The sequence below is a fragment of the Lacisediminihabitans sp. genome (genome assembly GCF_043726815.1).
Lineage (GTDB): Bacteria > Actinomycetota > Actinomycetes > Actinomycetales > Microbacteriaceae > Lacisediminihabitans.
Genome location: NZ_JAYSJZ010000053.1, coordinates 83,010 through 98,270, shown reverse-complemented (window position 1 = coordinate 98,270; position 15,261 = coordinate 83,010). Strand labels below are relative to the sequence as shown.

The window sequence follows — 15,261 nt, the reverse complement described above, 5'->3', positions numbered from 1 at the left end:
ACTCCTTAGTCGGTGACTGTCTCTGGGGCGCCGGTCGCCGTGTCCGACTCGTCCGGCTCGTCGTCCGGCAGTTCCTCGAACAGGCCGGCGGGCGGCGTCACCGTGAGGGTGCCGGCAGCGATGTCCACCGTCGGCACGATCGCCTTCACGAACGGAACGAGAACCTCGCCGGTCTCGGTCGTGACGTGGATGAGGTCCTGGGCCGGCAGGTGATCAACGAGGCTGACCGTGCCCACCCGCACGCCGTCGCGCATCACCGCGAGGCCGACGAGCTGGTGGTCGTACCAGGCGTCTTCCTCGTCGGAAGGCTCGCTCAGGTCCTGGTCCACCCAGAGGATGGCCTTGACCAGCGTCTCAGCGACGCTGCGGTCCGGTACGTCCTTGAAGAACGCGACAGGCTGCGCGTTGTACCACTTGAGCTCGGTCAACTCGAGGGTCTTGCCGTGCCAGTCGGAACTGGTCGGCACCTGGAGGGTGAACACGGCGCCCGGAACGAAACGTCGTTCCGGGGCATCCGTGTACATCTCAACTTTGATCGCTCCCTTGAGGCCGTGAGCCTTGGTGAGTCGACCGACCCTGAGCTGGTCGTGGGGCTGTGTTTCTCTAGAAATCGGTATCAACCACGTCAACACGCACCTTGCGGCCGTCGGCAAGCGCCGACACGAGGGTGCGGAGCGCCTTGGCAGTGCGACCCGCGCGACCGATCACGCGACCGAGGTCCTCGGGGTGCACGCGCACCTCGAGAACGTCGCCTCGCGGCGAGGTCTTCGACACAACCTGGACGTCGTCCGGGTTGTCGACGATCCCCTTGACGAGATGTTCGAGCGCGGCTGCGAGCATTGCCTACGCCTTGTCGGCTTTGGCGTCTTCTGCCTCGGCCTCTTCGGTGACGTCGGCCTTGGCCTCCGCCTCGTCAGACTTGGCTTCGACAACCGCGGCGTCGGCCGGGGCGATGTCCTCGACCGCTGGCGCGATCTCGGCGTCGACCTCGGGGGCCTCGGCTGCATCGGCGGCTTCGGCCTTGGCCGGGGCCTCGACCTTGGCGGCGGGCGCCACGGCCTTGGGCTTCAGCACGGGCTTCTTCTTCTCGTCGGCGACGTACTCGACCTTGGATTCCTTGGTCTTCACGGTGCTGACGGCGTTCTTGTCACCCTTGAAGATTCCCCAGTCGCCCGTGAGCTTCAGGAGGGCTTCGACCTGCTCGGTCGGCTGTGCGCCGACGCTGAGCCAGTACTGGGCGCGCTCCGAGTCGACCTCGATGAACGAGGGCTCCTCGGTGGGGTGGTACTTGCCGATCTCCTCGATGGAACGACCATCACGCTTCGTGCGTGCGTCGACAACGACGATTCGGTAGTAAGGAGCGCGGATCTTGCCCATGCGCTTCAAACGAATCTTTACAGCCACAATTCTCCGTAGTTAATGTGTTGGGGCGAACTGCTTGCCGTGAGCGTGGGGTGCACACTCGGCAGAAAAGCTCTGATGGGAGTCGGTGCCGACTGATTAGAGGGTCGGACGGCCAAAGACTCGACTAATCATTCTTGCAGATTTCCGAGCGGTTCAGGAACCAGTCTGCGAAACGGTCGGCTGGGGAGCCGTTCTGGCAACCCTGCGGGGGCGTCTGCGGGACAGCGCAACGCCCACCAGGCACACGACTCCGCCGACGATGGCGAGGGGCGCCGGGATCTCCCCGAAGAAGGCGAGGCCGAGCAGAACAGCGATGGCCGGCACGACATAGGTCGTGACGCCGAGCTGCCCGGCCGGCATTTTCGACAGGGCGAACGCCCAGGTGCTGAAGGCGAGGGCCGTGGGAACCGCCCCGAGATAGACGGCACCGAGGATGCTCGCCACCGGCGCCCGCCCGAGGTCGTGAACGAGCTCGCCGAGGAAGGGCGTGCAGGCGACCATGCCGATGACACAGCCCATGAAGGTGGTCTGACGGGCGGGAATTCGGCGCAGCAGCGGCTTCTGGCAGAGCACCCCGGTGGCATAGGTCAGGGCGGCGAGCAGGGACCAGAGCACTCCGGTGCCGTCGCCGAAGCCGGAGATCCCCGTGCCGAGACCGATCAGCACGACGCCGAAGAACGCCACTCCGGCGCCGATGGCGAGCCACTTGGGGATGCCCTCGCCGAGGAAGATCCCCGCCCCGAGGGCGATCAGGATGGGGCCGATGTTCACGATCATCGCGGTCGTGCCCGCGTCGAGGCTGTGCTCGGCGATGTTGAGCGCCACGTTGTACGCGCCGAACCAGGCGACGCCGAAGACGACCACGAGCATCCACTCACGCCGATTCGGCGCCACCCAGCGGCGGCCGATCACCAGGGAGGCGAGCAGGAGGGAGCCGACGGTCAGCCGCAGAAGCGCGAGCGCTCCCCCACCGAAGTGCGGCGCCACGCCCCTGATCACCACGAACGCGCTCGCCCAGGCGAGAACGGTGACGACGATGGCGATGAACACCGGGGTCGAGAGCCTGCCGGTGGCGCTGGCGCGATCCGATGTTGTGGTCATGTGCCCACGCTAACCGCCGCCGCCGCCATTCTTCTCGCGGGATACGGACCTGACGGTTTCTGCCCGAAGGTTGTCCCTTAAGCGTGGCCGCGGCATCCGCATTTCTCCGCAGGTTTGGCGTTTCTCGGGCCAATTTGTGTTTCTCCGGAGGTTTGGCCGTTTCTCCGGCCAAATTGTGTTTCTCCGGAGGTTTGACCGCACAACCCCGCCGGGCAACCGAAAACCCGCACTCAGAGCCTAATTCCGGAGAAACCTCCGGAGAAACGCTGTGGTGAAGGCGATCGCGGACCGCGGCGCGGATGCGGACCGTGGGGCGGATGCCGGGCTGCACCTACGGCCGACCCGCGTTTCTCCGGAGGTTTGGCCGCACAGCCCAGTCCGGCACCCGAAAATCGACGCTCAGAGCCCGATTCCGGAGAAACCTCCGGAGAAACGCGCGGCGCAGAAACGCGCGGCGCAGAAACGTGAGGCGGGCCGGCGGGCGCGGATGCGGTCAGCCGGCGTTCTTCGCGTCGCGCCAGGCGAGCCAGTCCCGAACCGGGGCGAGATCGTAGGCGGGGCCGGAGAGTCCGATGGTGAAGAGGCTCGTTCCGAGCGCGTGAAGCTCGTCGGCCTGGTCGTGGTTGCGTCCGCGGAGCTCGGTCGAGATCTCGATCTGCGAGACATCCCGGCCCACCTCGGCGCCGTGCTCGGCGAGGATGCCGAGCTTGCGCTCCAGCGTCTCCGGGTCGCTGAACGAGTGCCAGATGTCGGCGTGCTTCGCCACGATCCGCAGGGTCTTCTTCTCGCCGCCGCCGCCGATAAGCACCGGGATGTGCCTGGTCGGCGCCGGGTTGAGCTTCGCCCACCGCGCCTCGATCACCGGCAGGGCCTCGGCGAGGGCATCGAGCCGCTTGCCGACGGTGCCGAACTCGTAGCCGTACTCCAGGTAGTCCTTCTCGAACCAACCGGATCCGGTGCCGAAGATGAACCGGCCGGTGCCGGTGCCCTTCGCGCTGATGTGGTCGATCGTGCGGGCCATGTCGGCCTGCAGGTTCGCGTTGCGGTAGCTGTTGCAGTTGACGAGCGCGCCCAGCTCCACCCTCGAGGTCTGCTCGGCCAGGGCGGCGAGCATCGTCCAGGACTCGAAGTGCAGGCCGTCCGGGTCGCCGGAGAGCGGGTAGAAGTGGTCCCAGTTGAAGAGAATGTCGACGCCGAGGTCTTCGAGCTCGGCCGCGGTCTCGCGGATCTTCTCGTAGCTGGCGTGTTGGGGGGCGATCTGCACGCCGAGGCGCACCGGACGGTTGTGTGCTGGGGTCATGACTCGAGCCTAGAACGAGTGGGCGCGCGGCGCAGGACTCCGACTCGGTTCGACTCCGAGTGTTCTCCTAGGAAGCGGGACGTAGCCTGTGGACCATGCCCCTGCTCCTGCCACGATTCGTAGCGCTTGCCGCGATTCTCGTTGCGGCCCTCGCCCTGGCCGGGTGCGCGTCGGAGGACCTCGACACCGACACGACGAGCACGGTCACCTCCACCCAGCCGAGTCCCGTCGTCGTGGCGATCGGGGACTCGATAATGAAGGGCCACGGCCTGGCTCCGGCGCAGTCGTGGCCGGCGCTGCTCGCCAAGACGAACGCGTGGTCCCTCGACAACCTCGCCTGCGACGGCGCCGGTTTCGTGAAGGCGGGAGACGCGGATGACTGCGGAGACGATTTCTCCGGCCTCGTCGAGGAGGCGGTCGCCGCCAAGCCGTCCCTCATCCTGATCTCGGGAAGCAGCAACGACCTGGGCATCAGCAACAGCCGGCTGCAGGAGCAGACGATTCAGGTCGTGACGGCGCTGCGTGCCGCCCTCCCCGGCACGACGATCGTCGGCATCAGCACCGTCTGGAACGACACCGTCGCACCCGACCAGATGGACGACATCAACGAGCAGGTGCGCCAGGCCGTGAGGGGTGTGGGCGGCGTCTACCTTGACATCGGGCAGCCGCTCGCCGGCCACCGCTCGTGGCTACAGAGCGACGACGTGCACCCCACCGCGAAGGGCCAGCGCGAGCTCGCGAAGGCGATCGCCGGGGCGGTGCGCAGCGCGAAGCTCACGCTCTGATCACCGCCCACGTCGCCCAACCTCGGCCGCCCCGTCGAGATGCCCACTTTGGTCGCTAGCGCGGGCGAGACGGCGGCAATTCTGGGCACCTCAGTGATTTGGGCCGGTCACGGATCGAGCGGATCGAGCGCGACGACCGCGACGAAGGTGCCTAGCCGCGGCCGAGAAGTTTCTGCAGGCTCGCGAGCTCTTCCTCGGAGGGGCCGGCCTTGCCTGCGCCGCCGAGGCCGAATCCGGATCCCGCGGCTGCCGACGTCGGCTTCGCACCGGCAGCGAGGGCGGCGTTCTCCGCCGCTCGCTTGGCCGGGTTGCCCGACTTGGAGCCCTTCTTCTGCTGCACCTTCTTCGCGCCGCCGAACTTGGCGCCCGGGATGGGCCCCATCCCGGGAACCTGCGGCACCCCGCCCTTCGCCACGGTCTTCATCATCTTCGCGGCCTGCTCGAAGCGGTTGACGAGCGCGTTGACCTCGGTGACGGTCGTGCCGGATCCGCGGGCGATGCGCACCCGCCTCGAGCCGTTGAGCACCTTCGGCTGGCGACGCTCGGCGATCGTCATGGACTGGATGATCGCCTCGGTGCGGGTGATCTCCGACTCGTCGAAGTTGTCGAGCTGCTCGCGCATGCCCTTCGCCCCGGGGAGCATGCCGAGCATGCTCTTGATCGAGCCCATGTTCTTGAGCTGCTGCATCTGGCCGAGGAAGTCCTCGAGCGTGAAGGTGTCGGTGGCGAACTTCTCCGCGACCTTGCGCGACTCCTCCTCGTCGAAGCCCTTCTGCGCCTGCTCGATGAGCGTGAGGATGTCGCCGAGGTCGAGGATGCGGCTCGCCATGCGGTCGGGATAGAACGGCTCGAAGTCGTCGAGGCCCTCACCCGTGGACGCGAAGATGATGGGGCGGCCGGTGACCGATGCCACCGACAGCGCGGCGCCACCCCGGGCGTCGCCATCGAGCTTGGTCAGCACGACGCCGGTGAAGTCCACGCCCTCCTGGAACGCCTTCGCCGTGGCGACGGCGTCCTGGCCGATCATGGCGTCGATGACGAAGAGCACCTCGTCAGGGTCGATCGCCTTGCGGATGTCCGACGCCTGCTTCATCAGCTCGGCGTCCACGCCGAGGCGGCCGGCGGTGTCCACGATCACGACGTCGTACTGTTTGTCCCTGGCGAACTTGATGCCGTCCTTGGCCACCTTCACCGGGTTGCCGCCGTCTCCGCCGAAGAACGACCTGGGGGCGGCATCCTCCGCGCCGACGTTTCCGGGCTCCGGCGCGAACACGGCGACGCCCGCCTGCTCGCCGACCACCTTCAGCTGGGTCACCGCGTTGGGGCGCTGGAGGTCGGCCGCGACCAGCAGCGGGGTGTGATTCTGGGCGGCGAGCCATTTCGCGAGCTTGCCGGCGAGGGTGGTCTTTCCCGCTCCCTGGAGGCCGGCGAGCATGATCACGGTCGGCGGGTTCTTGGCGAACTGGATGCGCCGGGCCTCGCCGCCGAGGATCGTCACGAGCTCGTCGTTGACGATCTGCACCACCTGCTGAGCGGGATTGAGCGCCTTGGAGACCTCGTCGCCCATCGCGCGCTCGCGCACTCGAGCGGTGAAGTCCTTCACCACCTCGAGGGCGACGTCGGCATCGAGCAGCGCCCGGCGGATCTCGCGGACGGTGCCGTCCACATCCGCCGCGCTGAGCTTGCCCTTGCCGCGAAGGTTCTTGAAGGTGTCGACGAGTCGATCGGTGAGATTTCCAAAGGTGGCCATGGTGCCACCAGTTTAACCCGACCGCGACGGCTCTCGCCGTGCGTGTCATCCGGTGCGCCTCGCCCCGCAGCGTTCCCGCTCCTAGGCTGGGCACATGCGCTTCGGAATCGTGATCCTGCCCCAGGAACCGTGGGCGAAGGCCCGCTACACCTGGGCGGCGGCGGAGAACCTGGGATTCGACCACGCCTGGACCTACGACCACCTGTCCTGGCGCACCCTCGCCGACCAGCCGTGGGGTGCGACCATTCCCACGCTCACCGCCGCGGCGACGGTGACCACCCGGATCCGCCTGGGCACCTTCGTCTCGTCGCCCAACTTTCGGCATCCGGTCACCTTCGCCAAGGATGTCGCGACGGTCGACGACGTCTCGGGCGGCCGGTTCATTCTCGGGATCGGCTCGGGAGGCACGGGCTTCGACGCGTTCGTTCTCGGCCAGCCGGAACTCTCGGCACGGGCGCGGCACGAGCGGTTCGCCGAATTCGTGCAGCAGCTCGACGGGCTGCTGCGCTTCGAGCAGCACGGCCCGATCTCCTTCGCCGGCGAGTGGTTCACCACCCATGAGGCGCGCATGGTGGGGGTGCCGGCCCAGCAGCCCCGCGTGCCGTTCGTGATCGCCGCGAACGGGCCCCGCGGCCTCGGCGTCGTCGCCCGCTACGGACAGGGCTGGGTGAGCACCGGCAAGGAGGGTGCGACCGGCGAGGAGTGGTGGGCCTCCGTCGAGTCGCTCGTCACCCGCCTCGACGACGCGGCGGCGAGCGCCGGACGCGACCCGGCCACCATCGACCGGTACCTCTCGCTCGACTCCGGCGGGAAGTTCTCCCTGGAGAGCGTCGGAGCGTTCGAGGATCTCGTCGGCCGGGCGGCCGGGCTGGGCTTCACCGACGTCGTCTCGCATTGGCCGCGGCGGGACGGCATCTACGCCGGATCCGTCTCGGTGCTCGAAGAAGTGGCCGGCAGGCTCGACTCCCTGCGCTGACGAGCCGCGGCGGCGTAACCGGTGTTTTGCGCCTCGAGGCGATACGTTGGCGATACGTTGACAGAGGTCGCTCGCGAGGGCGCACAGGGAGTCAGATGAACATCGGTGTTCGGCGCGAGATCGAACCAGGGGAACGCCGGGTCGCGGCCACTCCCGAATCCGTGCTCCAACTCGTCGCCGTGGGACTGAGCGTGACGGTGCAGCGGGGGGCGGGAGCGGCGGCGGGCTACCCGGACTCCGAGTACGCGACGGCCGGCGCCCGGCTCGTCGACAGCCTCGACCTTGGTCGCTGTGACGTGCTCGCCCACGTTCGGCCGCTCGATGCGGGCACCGTCGCCCGGCTCTCCGCTGGAACGATCACGGTCGGCCTCGTCGCCCCCGCGGCAAACCTCGAGGTTGTGGCGGCGCTGCGGGATGCCGGGATCACCTCGTTCGCGCTCGAGCTGGTGCCGCGGCTCTCCCGCGCCCAGTCCATGGATGCCCTCACCTCGCAGGCCCTCGTGGCCGGCTACCGCTGCGTGCTCGAGGCCGCGATGCGGCTGCCCCGCTTCTTCCCGCTCTACATGACCGCGGCCGGCACGATCCCGCCGGCCAGGGTGCTCGTGCTCGGCGCCGGTGTCGCCGGTCTCCAGGCGATCGCCACGGCGAAGCGCCTGGGGGCGCGCGTGTCCGCGTACGACGTGCGGGCGGCATCCGCCGACGAGGTCGCCTCGATGGGCGCGACCTTCATCAGTCTCGACATGGACACCGCCGACGGCGCAGGCGGCTACGCGACCGAGCTCGCCGAGGATCGGGCCGCCCGCCAGCGCGAACTCCTTCGACCCCACATCGAGGCCTCGGATGTCGTGATCACAACGGCGGCGATCCCCGGCAGGCCGGCACCGCGGCTCGTCGGCTCGGACATGCTGCGGGGCATGCGCGCCGGATCGGTCGTGATCGACCTCGCCGCGGAGTCGGGCGGAAACGTGGAGGGAAGCGTGCCGGGGCACGACATCCCGATCCTCCTCGACGGGGACCGAGGCATGATCACGCTCGTCGGCATGAAGGATGTCCCCTCCGCGATGCCCCACGACGCCTCGAGGCTCTACGCGAAGAACGTCTCGAACCTCCTCGCCCTGATGACCGTCGACGGCGAGGTCGTCCCCGACTTCACGGACGAGGTCGTGGGCGGCGCCTGCCTCACCCACGACGGGATCGTGACCCACCAACCGACGCTCGAGGCGATATCGCCGAGCGAAGAGGCACGCGAGACGGGAATCCAGCGATGAGCGCCATCACCCTCCTGACCGTGTTCGTGCTGGCGGTGTTCATCGGCTTCGAGGTCGTCTCGAAGGTGTCCAGCACCCTGCACACCCCGCTGATGTCCGGGGCGAACGCCATCCACGGCATCATCCTCGTGGGCGCGATCATCGTGGCGGGCTCCGCCACCGAGCCCTGGCTGCTCGTCACGGCCCTTGTCGCGGTGCTTCTCGCCACCATCAACCTCGTCGGCGGGTTCGTCGTGACCGACCGGATGCTCAGCATGTTCGGCGCACGCGCGGCCCCGCGGAAACGGCCCTCCGGCCCGGAAGGGCCGTCCCGCACCGGGAAGGACGCCCGGTGAGCGTGCTCACGGCCGAGTGGACCGCCGGGCTCTACCTGCTCGCCGCGGTCTGCTTCATCCTCGCCCTCAAGGGGCTCAGTTCGCCCAGGACGGCCAGGCGCGGCAACCTGATCGGTGCCGCCGGCGCCGTGATCGCCGTGGCCACGGTGTTCCTCTCGGTTCGCCTCGACAACCTCGCGTGGATAATCGCGACGATCCTCGTCGGCTCCGCGATCGCCGCGCCGGTGTCGCGCCGGGTGAAGATGACGCAGATGCCCCAGCTCGTGGCCCTCTTCAACGGCGTGGGCGGCGGCGCCGCGGCGATCGTGGCGCTTCTCGAACTCGCCAACGCCGAATCGCCCTGGTCCGGCCTGGCGATCGCCTTCACGATCCTCATCGGCGCAGTCTCCTTCGCCGGATCGGCGGTCACCTTCGCCAAGCTCCAGGAACTCATCTCCACCAGGCCCCTCATCTTCCCGGGGCAACGCTGGGTCATGGTCGCCGCGCTCGTCGGCGCCGTCGTTTCCGGCGGATACGTCGTGGCGACCGGGTCTCTGCTTCCCGCGCTGCTGCTCCTCGGCCTCGGACTGCTCAGCGGATTGCTGCTGGTGCTGCCCGTGGGCGGGGCGGATGTGCCGATCGTGATCTCGCTCCTCAACGCCTTCACCGGGCTCGCGGTCGCGGCATCCGGTCTCGTGCTCGGCAACGTGCTGCTGCTCGTGGCCGGAACGCTCGTGGGGGCGAGCGGCACCATCCTGACCAGGGCCATGGCGGCGGCGATGGGACGCAGCGTCAGCGGGATCATCTTCGGCGCCTTCAAGGGAGGCTCGACCGCCGGGTCGACGACGATCTCCGAGCGTCCGGTGCGGTCGGTGTCCGCCGAAGATGTCGCGATCCTGCTGGGATACGCGCAGCGGGTGATCGTGGTGCCCGGCTACGGCCTCGCGGTCGCCCAGGCGCAGTACACCATGGCCGAGCTCGCCACCGTGCTCGGGGACAAGGGCATCGAGGTGGTCTTCGGCATCCACCCGGTGGCCGGCCGCATGCCGGGGCACATGAACGTGCTCCTCGCCGAGGCGAACGTGTCGTACGAGGTGCTTCGGGAGATGGACGAGGTGAATCCGCAGTTCAAGACCACCGACGTCGTGCTCGTGGTCGGCGCCAACGACGTCGTCAACCCCGCGGCGAAGACGAGTCCGGGCTCGCCGATCTTCGGGATGCCGATCCTCAACGTCTCCGAGGCCAGGCAGGTGGTCTTCCTCAAGCGGTCGATGCGCCCCGGATTCGCGGGAATCGAGAACGAGCTGCTCTACGAGTCGCAGACGACCCTGCTGTTCGGCGACGCCAAGGAATCGCTGACGAGGATCCTCAGCGCCGTCAAGGGCCTCTGAACCGGCGGCGAGCCGCGCGGCGCCTAGGCTTCAGGGATGGCCGACCCCGCGATCCGCTCAGTCTCCCTCGGCACGACCGGGATCGCCGTGAGCGAGTTCTTCTTCGGCGGTGCCGCGATCGGCGGCATCGGCTCGGCCCCGTCGCGGATCGGGCTCGGGATGGCCACCGACGAGGCGCTGGAGCGACTCGACGAGGCGTACGAGGTGGGCATCCGGGTGCTCGACACGGCCAACAGTTTCGCGGGCGGCGAGAGCGAACGGGTGATCGGCCGCTGGCGCGAGGAGCGCGAGCGGGACGACGTGCTCGTCTCGACGAAGGTCGGCAACGTCGTGGAGCGCGCACAGGAGACCATCTCGCTCTCCGCCGACCACATCGCCCGGCAGCTCGCGCTCAGCCGCTCGAGGCTCGGCACGGTCGACCTGTACCTCGCCCACGGCGTCGACCAGTCAACCCCGCTCGAGGAGACCATCACCGCGTTCGCCGCCGCGATCGACACCGAGCAGATCCAGGCCTACGGATGCTCGAATCTCTCGGTGCGCGAGGTGGAGGCCTGGCTGCTCGCCGCCGACCGGGCCGGGCTCCCCCGGCCGGGCTGGGTGCAGAACGGCTTCAGCCTGCTCTCTCGCGGCGTCGAGCGGGACCTGCTGCCGCTGCTCGCGGAGGAGGGACTCGGCTTCGTGGCGTACTCGCCGCTCGCCGGCGGCATCCTGTCCAACCGGTTCCTCGGGGCCGACCTCGAGACGCTCCCCGAACCCGCCGCCGAGAGCCGGCTCGCGCTCGCCCCCGCGATGTACGGCGACGCGTTCACCCTGACGAACCTGGCCAGGGTCGCCGCCCTCGAGCCGGTCGCCCGCGAACGCGAGGTGAGCATCGCCGGCCTCGCGCTCGCCTGGCTGCGTCGGCATCCGCTCGTCACTGCGACGATCGTCTCGCCGCGGCGCACGGGCCAGTGGGACGCCGTGACCGAGGCGGCGGCGATGGACTTCGACGACGGCCTCGCGGAGCAGGTGGGCGCGCTGTTCGCCTGAGTCGGGCAGTCAGGGATCGGGGGCGCGGATCGCCGCCGCGATACCCTGAACGGATGGCACTCATTCTCGACTTCGACGGACACACTCCCGCAGTTTCCGACACCGCGTGGGTCGCCCCGAACGCCACGCTGATCGGCCGGGTCAGGATCGCCGACGACGCGAGCGTCTTCTACGGATCGGTGCTGCGCGGCGACACCGACACGATCTCGATCGGCGCGGGCAGCAACATCCAGGACAACGTCTCGGTGCACTGCGACACGGGCATCCCGACCACGGTCGGCGCTCGGGTGAGCGTGGGCCACTCGGCGGTGCTGCACGGCTGCACCGTGGAGGACGACTGCCTCATCGGCATGAGCGCGACGGTGCTCAACGGCGCCGTCATCGGCGCCGGTTCCCTCGTGGCGGCGGGGGCCGTCGTACTCGAGGGCACCATCGTGCCGCCGGGTTCACTCGTGGCCGGGGTGCCGGCGAAGGTGCGCCGCGAACTGACCGCGGAGGAGCGGATCGGGGTCACCGCCAACGCCATGCACTACGTGGAGCTCAGCCGGCGACACGCCGCGATCTAGCGCCGGTTGGCGAGCACCACGACGAGTAGCCCGGCGATGGGGAGCAGCCCCACGGCGAGGGCGATCGTCGGCATCATCTTGGCGCTCGAGCGCACGAGCACGATGATCGACAGGACGAGCGAGGCGACGACGATGCCCGCCCCCACGAAGAACACGATGATGCTCGGACCCGGCCCGCTGCCCGACCCGTTCAGCGCGTAGTCGATGCCGCTCACGAAGCCCCAGAAGCCGACGGCCGCACCGAGCACGGCCAGGGCGAGTGCCACCAGCGAGAGTCGGCTGTACGGGCGCGGCCAGCGCGTCGGTGCGGGATCTGACCCGGCCATGGTGCCCTTCTGGCTCATCATCGTCCTATCAGGTTCTGCACGAACACGTGCGGGGTGAATCCGGTGAGGTCGTTGATCCCCTCGCCCTGGCCCACGAGCTTGATCGGGATTCCCGTCTTCTCCTGCACCGAGAGCACGAATCCACCCTTCGCCGACCCGTCCAGCTTGGTGAGCACGAGTCCCGTGACCCCGGCATGCTCGATGAACGCCTCCGCCTGCGCGAGGCCATTCTGCCCCGTCGTCGCGTCGAGCACGAGCAGGACCTCCGCGATCTCCGTCTGCTTCTCCACGACCCGCTTCACCTTGGCCAGCTCGTCCATGAGCCCGCTCTTGGTCTGAAGACGGCCGGCCGTGTCGATGAGCACGATGTCGACGCCCTCGCGCTGGGCCCGCTCGATGGTCTGGAAGGCGACGGATGCCGGGTCCTGGCCCTGCTGCTGCGGCTTCTGGATGGAGGCTCCCCCGCGTTCGGCCCACGTCGCCAGCTGCTCGACCGCCGCGGCCCGGAACGTGTCGGCCGCGCCGACGATCACCGTGCGGCCGCGGGTCGTCAAGAACTTCGCGAACTTGCCGATCGTCGTGGTCTTGCCGACGCCGTTGACCCCGACGACGAGCACGACGGCCGGCCGCGCGCTGAGGGTGAGGGTGGGGTCGAGCCTGGCGAGACGCTCCTCGAGGGTCTCCCGCAGCATCCGCCGCAGGTCTTCCGGGTCGGTCGTGGAGTACTTGCGCACGTTCTCGCGCAGCTCGGCAACGATGGAATCGGTGATGTCCGAGCCGAAATCGGCGGTGATGAGGGCGTCTTCGAGGTCGTCCCAGGTCTCGTCGTCGATGGTCTTGCGCGAGAACATTCCCTTGAGCGCACCCGACAGGGACCACGGAGTTGCCATTCCCCCATGCTACCCAGCGGGGCGCGCACCGCCCGTGCACTCGGCAGGCGGGGCCGCGTCACCCGCCGCATTAGTTCCCGTTCGTCGGGTCTGTGCCCCGGCGACCGGCCACTAACGCTACAAACGGGCACGGACGTGGGAATTCGTAGGCACAACGGGCACGAGGCGGTCGACAACGAGTTCTTCGCACGGCTGGGGAGCTCCACTCCGGCCTTCCACGCGGGTCTCGGGGCGCTCGCGAGAAAGTCCACGCCGACGGGCACGGCAGACTAGGGGGGTGACTTTCGCCTTCATCCGCCACGGCCAGACCGACTGGAATCTCCAACTTCGCCTTCAGGGCTCGTCCGACATCCCGCTGAACGACACCGGGCGGCAGCAGGCCCGGGACGCGGTTGCCGTGCTCTCCGGCACTCGATGGGACTGCGTGGTGAGCTCCCCCCTCCGCCGGGCGCGCGAGACGGCGCAGATCATCGCGGACGGGCTCGGCATCACGCTGGGGCCGAGCTACCCCGAACTCGTCGAACGCGACTACGGGCACGGGGAGGGCGCGACCGAGGAGGACATCGAGGCGCGGTGGCCCAATCGCGACTACCCGGGGCTCGAGAGCCTCGACTCGGTGGTCGCCCGCGGCCTCGCCGCGCTGAATCGCATCGCCGACGACTACGGTGACGCGAATGTCGTGATCGTCTGCCACGGCACGATCATCCGCTACACCCTCAGCGCGCTCGCCGGACGCAAGCTCGATCAGATCAACAACGGATCCACCGCCACCTTCGACCGGATCGGCGAGGGCTGGCGCGTGCACACCGTCAACGACGAGCCGCTCGCCCCGCTTTTGCCCGGGACCGTCCAGCCCTAGTGTCTGCGGGGCGCGCGATGCCCGCGCCGGCCGATCGCGAGCATTGCGCCCCCGAGAACCAGGGCCGCGATGCCCGTCGCGATCGTGGAGGTCACGTCCCGGCCCGTCGCGGCGAGGCTGGTGCCGGTGGAAGTGTCCGAGACCGCGTTCGCTCGCACCGCGGGCGCCACGGATGCGGTGAGGGTGTACCCCGCGATCACGTCCGGGCTCACCCCATTGGAGGCCGTGATCTCGAACGTCGAGACTCCGGCCTGCGTCGGCGTGCCCGAAATGACGCCGGTGACGGTGTCAAGCTGAAGGCCGGCCGGGAGGGCTCCGCTCGAGACGGCGAAGCTCGGCGCTGGCGTGCCGCTGGCCGTCACCGTGAAGGAGTAGGCCTGGCCGACGGTCGCCCCGCTCGGGGCCGACGAGGTGATGTCGGGACTCGGCGAGGTCGACACCACGGTCGTGCTCGCGTCCGCGCAGGTGGTCGGCGCGGTGATCACGTTGTCGTCGAGAGTCACCGCCCCGGTACGGGCGAGCAGACGCCCCTGGATGGTGGCGCCCGTGGTCGCGGTCACCGACTGCGCGGCCATCACGGTGCCCACGAAGTCGGCCGCGGTGCCGATCGTGGCCGAGCTGCCGACCTGCCAGAAGACGTTGCAGGCGCTCGCGCCACCGGTGAGCACAATGTGCGTGTTCGACGAGATCATGAGTGTGCTCGCCGCCTGGAAGACCCAGACGGCCTGGGCGGTTCCGGCCAGAGCGAGGGTGCCGGTGAGGGACAGCGCGCCGCCGCGGTAGACGCCAGGAGCGAGGGATGCGCCGGCGAGGTCGGTGAGTCCGGTGCGCATCGGGGTGAGGCTGGCGGCCACGTTGTAGGCGGTCGTGAGGTCGTTCTGCGCGAGCGCCGCCGGGGCATCCGTCTGATGGATGGTGCCGACCACCGAGCCGTTCGGCGGCGCGGAGAATCCCGTGATCGACGTGCCGGGGCTGAGGCCGAGGTCGCCGGTGACGATCGTCGGACCGGTATTGGTCACGGTGCTGGCGCCGAGAACGCCGTAGGACGTCGCCGTGCCGAGGTTCACCGGGCCGTCGATCACCGTGGTGGCGGATGCCGGATCGGAGACCGCGAAGACCAGGGCACCCACGAGGAGGGCCCCCAGGCCAACCGAACTGACGACGTGACTTCGCTGAAAGTGGACCATGACCGTGCTCCCGCCTCGAAGAGAGAGCAACAGGGTCTGGATGGGTCTCGCGTACCTGTAGTTTTATCACTCCTAGACCGAGGGGTCTAGGGGTCGGGTCGGATTGGCGCCGAGC

General features: G+C 69.0%; 17 protein-coding genes. 8 read left to right on the top strand and 9 right to left on the bottom strand.

Annotated elements, in window-relative coordinates; all coding sequences use genetic code 11:
* Window positions 1-5: 5 nt before the first annotated feature.
* From rimM to ACHZD8_RS06795, 5 genes are all read right to left on the bottom strand, one after another.
* On the bottom strand, window positions 6-629 hold the full coding sequence (rimM, locus tag ACHZD8_RS06815; RefSeq protein ID WP_394769423.1) for a ribosome maturation factor RimM: 624 nt from the start codon (window positions 627-629) through the stop codon (window positions 6-8).
* The gene (locus ACHZD8_RS06810) at window positions 604-840 is read right to left on the bottom strand and encodes an RNA-binding protein (RefSeq protein WP_394769422.1); all 237 of its coding nucleotides are present in this window, start codon (window positions 838-840) and stop codon (window positions 604-606) included. Before ACHZD8_RS06810 ends, rimM begins: the two co-directional genes overlap by 26 nt.
* A gap of 3 nt (window positions 841-843) precedes the next feature.
* Window positions 844-1,404, bottom strand: coding sequence for a 30S ribosomal protein S16 (rpsP, locus tag ACHZD8_RS06805; protein WP_394769421.1), 561 nt, complete (start codon window positions 1,402-1,404; stop codon window positions 844-846).
* Window positions 1,405-1,557: 153 nt separating this feature from the next.
* Window positions 1,558-2,505: a DMT family transporter gene (locus ACHZD8_RS06800; protein WP_394769420.1), complete on the bottom strand. Its 948-nt coding sequence runs from the start codon at window positions 2,503-2,505 to the stop codon at window positions 1,558-1,560.
* 493 nt (window positions 2,506-2,998) lie between these two features.
* Window positions 2,999-3,805 carry an LLM class F420-dependent oxidoreductase gene (locus tag ACHZD8_RS06795; RefSeq protein ID WP_394769419.1) on the bottom strand — a complete coding sequence of 269 codons (807 nt, stop codon included), beginning with the start codon at window positions 3,803-3,805 and terminating at the stop codon, window positions 2,999-3,001.
* A gap of 95 nt (window positions 3,806-3,900) precedes the next feature.
* Between ACHZD8_RS06795 and ACHZD8_RS06790 the strand changes: the two genes are divergently transcribed.
* On the top strand, window positions 3,901-4,590 hold the full coding sequence (locus ACHZD8_RS06790) for an SGNH/GDSL hydrolase family protein (RefSeq protein ID WP_394769418.1): 690 nt from the start codon (window positions 3,901-3,903) through the stop codon (window positions 4,588-4,590).
* Window positions 4,591-4,741: 151 nt separating this feature from the next.
* Here ACHZD8_RS06790 and ffh read toward each other — a convergent pair whose 3' ends face one another.
* Window positions 4,742-6,340, bottom strand: coding sequence for a signal recognition particle protein (ffh, locus tag ACHZD8_RS06785; protein WP_394769417.1), 1,599 nt, complete (start codon window positions 6,338-6,340; stop codon window positions 4,742-4,744).
* Between the two features lie 94 nt (window positions 6,341-6,434).
* Between ffh and ACHZD8_RS06780 the strand changes: the two genes are divergently transcribed.
* From ACHZD8_RS06780 to ACHZD8_RS06755, 6 genes are all read left to right on the top strand, one after another.
* A complete protein-coding gene (locus ACHZD8_RS06780; protein ID WP_394769416.1) occupies window positions 6,435-7,316 on the top strand; it encodes an LLM class flavin-dependent oxidoreductase in 882 nt (293 codons plus the stop codon).
* A gap of 95 nt (window positions 7,317-7,411) precedes the next feature.
* Window positions 7,412-8,584: a Re/Si-specific NAD(P)(+) transhydrogenase subunit alpha gene (locus ACHZD8_RS06775; RefSeq protein WP_394769415.1), complete on the top strand. Its 1,173-nt coding sequence runs from the start codon at window positions 7,412-7,414 to the stop codon at window positions 8,582-8,584.
* Entirely contained in the window at window positions 8,581-8,919 is a 339-nt protein-coding gene (locus tag ACHZD8_RS06770; protein ID WP_394769413.1) for an NAD(P) transhydrogenase subunit alpha, read from the top strand. Before ACHZD8_RS06775 ends, ACHZD8_RS06770 begins: the two co-directional genes overlap by 4 nt.
* Complete coding sequence (locus tag ACHZD8_RS06765) at window positions 8,916-10,289, top strand: NAD(P)(+) transhydrogenase (Re/Si-specific) subunit beta (protein ID WP_394769412.1); 1,374 nt, start codon at window positions 8,916-8,918, stop codon at window positions 10,287-10,289. Before ACHZD8_RS06770 ends, ACHZD8_RS06765 begins: the two co-directional genes overlap by 4 nt.
* Window positions 10,290-10,325: 36 nt before the next feature.
* Complete coding sequence (locus ACHZD8_RS06760) at window positions 10,326-11,318, top strand: aldo/keto reductase (RefSeq protein WP_394769411.1); 993 nt, start codon at window positions 10,326-10,328, stop codon at window positions 11,316-11,318.
* 53 nt (window positions 11,319-11,371) lie between these two features.
* Complete coding sequence (locus ACHZD8_RS06755; protein WP_394769410.1) at window positions 11,372-11,884, top strand: gamma carbonic anhydrase family protein; 513 nt, start codon at window positions 11,372-11,374, stop codon at window positions 11,882-11,884.
* Here ACHZD8_RS06755 and ACHZD8_RS06750 read toward each other — a convergent pair.
* Together ACHZD8_RS06750 and ftsY are read right to left on the bottom strand one after the other, a co-directional pair.
* Entirely contained in the window at window positions 11,881-12,210 is a 330-nt protein-coding gene (locus ACHZD8_RS06750; protein WP_394769409.1) for a hypothetical protein, read from the bottom strand. The genes ACHZD8_RS06755 and ACHZD8_RS06750 overlap by 4 nt on opposite strands.
* 17 nt (window positions 12,211-12,227) lie before the next feature.
* A complete protein-coding gene (gene ftsY / locus ACHZD8_RS06745; protein WP_147783897.1) occupies window positions 12,228-13,100 on the bottom strand; it encodes a signal recognition particle-docking protein FtsY in 873 nt (290 codons plus the stop codon).
* Between the two features lie 277 nt (window positions 13,101-13,377).
* On the opposite strand from ftsY, the gene ACHZD8_RS06740 reads away from it, so the two are divergent.
* Window positions 13,378-13,959, top strand: a complete 582-nt coding sequence (locus ACHZD8_RS06740; protein WP_394769407.1) for a histidine phosphatase family protein — start codon at window positions 13,378-13,380, stop codon at window positions 13,957-13,959.
* Here ACHZD8_RS06740 and ACHZD8_RS06735 read toward each other — a convergent pair.
* Window positions 13,956-15,146 (bottom strand): ice-binding family protein, encoded by a 1,191-nt coding sequence (locus ACHZD8_RS06735; RefSeq protein WP_394769405.1) that lies wholly within the window; start codon window positions 15,144-15,146, stop codon window positions 13,956-13,958. The two genes, ACHZD8_RS06740 and ACHZD8_RS06735, sit on opposite strands and share 4 nt — an antisense overlap.
* Window positions 15,147-15,261: the final 115 nt, after the last annotated feature.